This window comes from Fluviicola sp. (genome assembly GCF_030151805.1).
Taxonomy (GTDB): Bacteria; Bacteroidota; Bacteroidia; order Flavobacteriales_D; family Crocinitomicaceae; genus Fluviicola.
Genome location: NZ_JASLCN010000407.1, coordinates 1 through 6,111, shown reverse-complemented (window position 1 = coordinate 6,111; position 6,111 = coordinate 1). Strand labels below are relative to the sequence as shown.

Annotated in this window: 4 protein-coding genes; 2 read left to right on the top strand and 2 right to left on the bottom strand. The window is 42.3% G+C overall.

The genetic code is table 11. The annotated features are described in order from the left end of the window. Both Q1V93_RS15380 and Q1V93_RS15375 read left to right on the top strand, forming a co-directional pair. A partial coding sequence (locus Q1V93_RS15380) for a T9SS type A sorting domain-containing protein (RefSeq protein ID WP_300665877.1) occupies positions 1-1,053 on the top strand: 1,053 nt, incomplete at its 5' end. A 280-nt stretch (positions 1,054-1,333) separates the two neighbouring features. Continuing rightward, positions 1,334-3,043, top strand: a complete 1,710-nt coding sequence (locus tag Q1V93_RS15375) for a T9SS type A sorting domain-containing protein (RefSeq protein ID WP_300665875.1) — start codon at positions 1,334-1,336, stop codon at positions 3,041-3,043. A gap of 130 nt (positions 3,044-3,173) precedes the next feature. Here Q1V93_RS15375 and Q1V93_RS15370 read toward each other — a convergent pair whose 3' ends face one another. Continuing rightward, complete coding sequence (locus Q1V93_RS15370) at positions 3,174-5,366, bottom strand: T9SS type A sorting domain-containing protein (protein ID WP_300665874.1); 2,193 nt, start codon at positions 5,364-5,366, stop codon at positions 3,174-3,176. Positions 5,367-5,522: 156 nt separating this feature from the next. After that, positions 5,523-6,111: DUF692 family multinuclear iron-containing protein (locus Q1V93_RS15365; RefSeq protein ID WP_300665873.1), on the bottom strand; the 589-nt coding region annotated here is incomplete at its 5' end.

Sequence of the window (6,111 nt, the reverse complement as noted above, 5' to 3'; positions counted from 1 at the left end):
TACTATTTTATTTCGGGATCGTGCAACGGCCCCTCCGGAGAACAAAACCTCTTTACAATGGGTGTTGATTATGGCGGGACGATTATGTTTTCACATATTATAGATAAAACGAATTACCGGAATGCAGGAGCATCAGTCATGTACTATGCGCCGTTGAATACCGTTTACCTGATGGCTAATAACAGCATCTCACATCAATTTCAGATTGCAAGATGTGACCCATACACCGGATTTTTTGTAACACCCAGCTGGATGCGTCACCAGATAGCAGGACTTCCAATCGGAAGCGGTGTAGACCAAAACGGATTCCGCCTGCAGCAAACACCAAACAAGCAGATTGTAATTGGTGGATACCTGAGCGCTCCAACCGGAGCAATGCCGGAACAACTCACTCCTTTTCAAATGGTTCTGCGGGAAAATTTAACGTTCCTCGCAGCAAAGATTTATCAGTCTGGCAATAATTCACCAATGTCACCTAGTTATTTTGAAGAAAACGGAAACTCTGTTTTTATCAATACACCCGATATGATTGCTTATAACAAGACGGTGAACAGAACTTACCTGGTGAATCAAAATACCGTTAACGGTGGATTTGACTTACATGTGTCTTCCCTGCTTCAGCCATCGAAATGCGAAAAAGCAGTCCAGGTGACAACTTACAGTGATCCGCACAATATCATTGGCAGCGGAAACTTCAACCCGCTTCCGATGTACCCCAATCAGTATGACCCGCATGAGAAAAACCGGGGATGTTCAAATATTGTACTTTGTCAGTATCCTCCTGCAAGTTCTATTATTGTGAATACTCCGAATACAGCCTTATTGGCTCCGAATCCTGCTACGAATAAGTTAACTGTTACACTGGAAGAAGAAACCATTCAAAGTGTGTTGGTTTATGACATGAAAGGAAATCGGGTGCTTTCACAAAAAGCAGCAGAACGTGCATCCAATGAAATGACTCTTGCAGTCGAGAAACTCGATCAGGGAGCTTATATCGTTGAAATCACAACCAAAGAAGGTATTATTTATCGCGAAAGATTTGTAAAGGAATAAACCGTTGATCCGACTATTCACTGAGAAACCTCGTTTGTTCCGGCAAGCGGGGTTTTTCATTTTTCAATTCCGGGCTTACAAGCGAAATACAAACCAAACAATAACCGAATCTTACAAACCACATTTAAAACCTCACAGAAAACCAGTTTTGAGTACGTAATCTAACCAACCATATTTCTTCTGTGTTATATCCTAACAAAAACGCAAAAATCGGTGTTTGGCAGTTGACTCGTTATCAATAATCGCTTAACTTCCTCCCATTAACTATTATTCACTTTCTATGAAAACATCACTATTTACAGTGGCACTATTACTCGTGTCTCATTTGTGCGGCGCACAACGTTTACTGGAATTAACCAATGGCAGTTGGGATCAACCGAATTTATCCGTTGAAACTTTCGAAGATTTTGTCATTAGCGGTTTTACGGAAACAAACCCCTCAACCGGATTGCTAACTCCCACTTTTAAGGTGTGTGACCCAATGGGAAACCCACTCAATCTTTACTATGTCAATTACCAGGACAATGCCATTTTAATGGATTTCACAATCAGGGAGTCTACTCATACGATCGTTCTAACCGGAATGCTCGACGTGCCTCCGGGGGCAATGCCTTACAAAATGTTTGTTACCGAAGTGGACTTCATGACCGGAGCGCTCGTACAAAGTTCACTGCAGTATCCTGCCAGTGGATACTCCATGATTCCTCATCAGGTAATCGCTTCGGATAACAGTAACCAGGTAGTGATTGTAGGTACTGAACTTGCGGAACCTATCGATCCGGCTAATTTTGCTTCAGTTAAGAAATTCGGTTTCGTATTAGCTTTGGATATCAACAACTTCAACAGCGTAGTTGGTACTCCTATCGAAATGGATATACCTATGGGCTTTAATGTGGATTACGATATGTTGGAAAACATTACAGAAATTCCGGGATCTCATTATTTTATTTCGGGATCTTGTACAGGTCCTTCAGGAGAGCAAAATCTCTTTACAATGGGAGTTGATTATGGAGGAGTCATTCTATTTTCACACATTATTGACAAAACAAATTCCCGCCACGCAGGGTCATCTGTCATGTATAATCCGGATTTGAATGTTGTTTATTTGATGGCTAACAACAGCATCATGCACCAATTCCAGATAGCTCAGTGTGATCCGTATACCGGAGGTTTTATAACACCATGGTTTCGCCATCATATTAACGCATCTTCCATTGGGGGCGGTGCTGATCAAAACGGATTCCGCTTACAACAAACTCAGGATAATGTGATTATAATCGGTGGATACCTGAGTTTTCCGATCGGAGTACAACCGTGGCAACTGACTCCTTTCCAAATAACCCTGAAGGATAATTTGAATTTCCTGGCAGCAAAAATCTATCAATCCGGAAACAACTCTCCCCTTTCACCAAGTTATTTCGAAGAAAACGGAAACTCTGTTTTTATCAATACACCGGATATGATTGCCTATAACCCGAATCATAAACGTACCTACCTGGTAAATCAGAATACCAACGACGGTGGTTTCGATTTAAATGTATCTTCTTTGTTCCAACCATCGAAATGCGAAAAAGTCGTTCCGGTAAATACGTATAATGATCCGCACAATATTATTGGAGTCGGAAACTTCAATCCACTCCCCATCTCTCCCAATTCATACAACTCCTTTGATCAACACAGACCGAAGGCACATATTGTACTTTGTTCAAGTGTTTCCCCTGCAATGGCGGTTAACAATTCAACGACTCCGGTTGCAGTATTGGCTCCGAATCCTGCTTCTGATCTGTTGACTGTTACATTGGAAGATGAGACTATCCGGGAAGTATCTGTTTATGACATGAAAGGAAACCGTGTGCTTGCACAAAAAGCTACAGAACGTACATTGAATGAAACCACTCTTGGAGTCGGGAAACTGAACCAGGGTGCTTACATCATTGAAATTACGACCAAAGAAGGTGTTATTCACCGGGAAAGATTCGTAAAAGAATAAACCACCGTTTATTTAGTAGATTGTTAGGGGACCTCGTTTGTGAATGCAAACGAGGTTTTTATCCATTCCGGAATAACAAAAAACGCCCCGGAATCCCGGAGCGCTTTCGTATCTGTTAGCTATGTGATACTTATTCGATAATCACTGTAATCGGAGCAACCGTTCCTTCATCACTTGTTAATCGCACGAAGTAAACACCCGTTTTCAATCCTTCTGCATTGATCGCAGCTTCAGACTGTGTACCCGATAAAGTCGTTGCGAAACAAATGACACCTTGCGCATTTACAAGTGTAACCACAGCATTGGACAAGTTTTTACTGAATGCCAGTTTGAATGTTCCCTTGTTAGGAACAGGATAAGCAGTCAATTCTGTTGTTTGCAACTCATCCAACCCTAAAGAGCAATCTACGGCTATCACCGTTACGTTGATCGTGTCCACAAGTGTACAACCGATTACGTCAACAACTTTCAGAATGTATTGACCACTGTTCTGAACAGGATAAACATTCCAGTTGTTGTTATTCCCATTCCATGTGTAGGATTGGTAACCCAATCCCGCTTCAAGCATAAACAACTGACCGTTATCTGCACAAACCGTTGTATCATTTCCAAGATTAACGGAATTGAATGTATACGTAATACTTGAAGGACAACCAGTACTATTCACACCTGTCAGGACGTATGAAGTATCAACCATATCAATATATCCCAACGTTTCATCATTTCCACCGAATTGAGCTCCGCCTTCGTAATGGAAATACAAACGGTGATTCACCGGGTGTGTTACGAATGATGCAAGGTCACTGACATTTGAGAACTGCGATACCGGAGTAACTACATCCGCCGTGAGGTTATGAGCAACAATCTGGTCAACATCATCACTTCTGTAAAATACAACATGATCCGTACCATCGTAACCTGCAACTCCCCAATCAGCCCAGTTTTCAGATCCGTAAAGAGGGATTGTAAAAGCTCCAAGATCTTCTACATCACCGAAATCCATATCGATAACATAAACATGATTGTTATTACCATTGTAAATAAGCAACTCTCCGGAACCTGCGAACATAGCAGAATTGGAAAGATTCGTACCCAATTCCAATGTGTCCGACAATAGAATAATGTTGCTCGTAGGATTAAGATCGGCATCCAATGCGATCAATGCATTACAGGTAAAATCGCTGGTGATATCATTGTCAGGCATGGTTTCACTCGCTGTATTGTAAAGTGAATAAATCTTACGCAGTCGCAAATCCGTAAAAATACCATCGCGGATCGGCAATGAAACTCCCGGTGTAAGTAAATCCAAATCATAACGCACTGTTGCGTCATCACCAAGCATATAAACCGCTGAATCTGTAATGGCAATTCCACCACGGTCATCTCCTGCAATTGCATCAATATCCACTATATGAGCGTTATCATTCGTGATTGTATCAATCATATAATAATTGTCTACATCGGAAACTGCATAATAATAAGTGGTCGGAGATTGCATCACCGGTGCAAATGTGTAAGAAGCCGCCGTATCGAAAGGCTGCGAAAGATCTACCATGGATGAGAAAACATAAGCTGGTCCTCCGGGAGTGAAAGTCGGTTCATTTCCCTTGCAGATCAGTTCGGATACATTTCCCGGAGTTGAAAGAATGCGTATGTTTTGTGTTTTGGTTGTAGTACAACCAATTCCGTCCGTGTAACTATAAGTAATCGGATAGTATCCTGCAGCCAATCCTGCCGGGTTGAAACTGGTTCCACTGACATTTGTTCCTGAAAATGTTCCACCAGCCGGAATTCCGGTTAATGCCTGTGGTCCGCTTGTAGGACATGCTTCATCATTAAATGTGAAATTTGCAAAACTTACCGGCGCACCGAAAGTACAGTAACCGTATGTCAAACGCACTTTTACCATATTGAAATCTTCACAGTACGGATACAAATTATTGCTGGCAACAAGCTTGATGACAGCAGAAGTTCCCCAGCTGTTGATCTGAGAAGCAGCAAATGTCTGGGTATTGGTATTCAATTCACAACTGGGAACATTTCCCCCAACTGTTGAAAGCGATACCATTCCGGGTAAAATCGGTGTGTAATAACGGCTTGTAGAACCAAAAGCACCTCTGTAGAATACTTCGATCGTAGCGTTACCATATGCTAACGAAGTCAGCCCGGTGAAGTTGAAATACAGCGTATCTCCCGGATTATAGAGCGTATCGTATTCATGTCCGCTGTTTGACAAACCAAACGCGTCGTACGTTTGAGCATGATTCCGGTTGGTTATGCCGACCAGAATGAATACAGTCAGGAGAGTAAGAGTTTTTTTCATATGTTACTTTAATAATTGAGCGCGAAGCTACCTGTAAATAGAGTAGGCAGATACAGGGGTTACCCCTTGTTTTTTCTCAAATACAAAGTCTTAGTCCAATCAGGATTTTACGGATAATTGACGATCAGATTATTAGGTCAAAACATTGGTAACGAATTACCACCCACGCTTCCATTTCTGAGCGATTCTCAATGCCGTTTCCAACATATAGGGCGACCAGTTTTCCGTTTGCCAGGCTGAATGTGCCAATGAAGAATGAGTGAGTAAGCGGGTTGCTTCTTGGTAATTTGGCGAATGTTCCAATATGGAAGACAATTCCAGCTGCTGCTGATACAATTTCAATGATTCCGGGACATCCGTTTTCAGCGAAACAAACTCCCCGGGTAAAAAATCCATATCCGGAAATGAGTGATTTTGTACATTAAAAGCATTGACAATGACCTGCATCCGGTCGAAATCCACCTGGAATTGCTGTTGGCTCTCCGGAGTTTGAAGTGCAACCCCAAGCTGTTCCAGCACCACGAATTTCAGGTTCCGGCACAAAGGCAGCGTTTGTTTCAGTAATTCAAAAACCGCTTCGGGTACAGCATCGTCATGCGTATCTCTGCGTATCCTCCGCTCCGGCTGAATTCCGGAAGGTTCCCAACTTCCACCGGAAATGTGAATCTCGCGTACACGGTCAAGCGGGTAAGCTTGAATCAAGGTTTCAAAATCCAATGAAAAATTCCGGAGCTGACAATACAAA

Excerpts from the sequence above, each read along its gene's own strand:
- Q1V93_RS15375 (WP_300665875.1), top strand. The coding sequence starts at position 1,334 with ATGAAAACATCACTATTTACAGTGGCACTATTACTCGTGTCTCATTTG.
- Q1V93_RS15370 (WP_300665874.1), bottom strand. The coding sequence starts at position 5,366 with ATGAAAAAAACTCTTACTCTCCTGACTGTATTCATTCTGGTCGGCATA.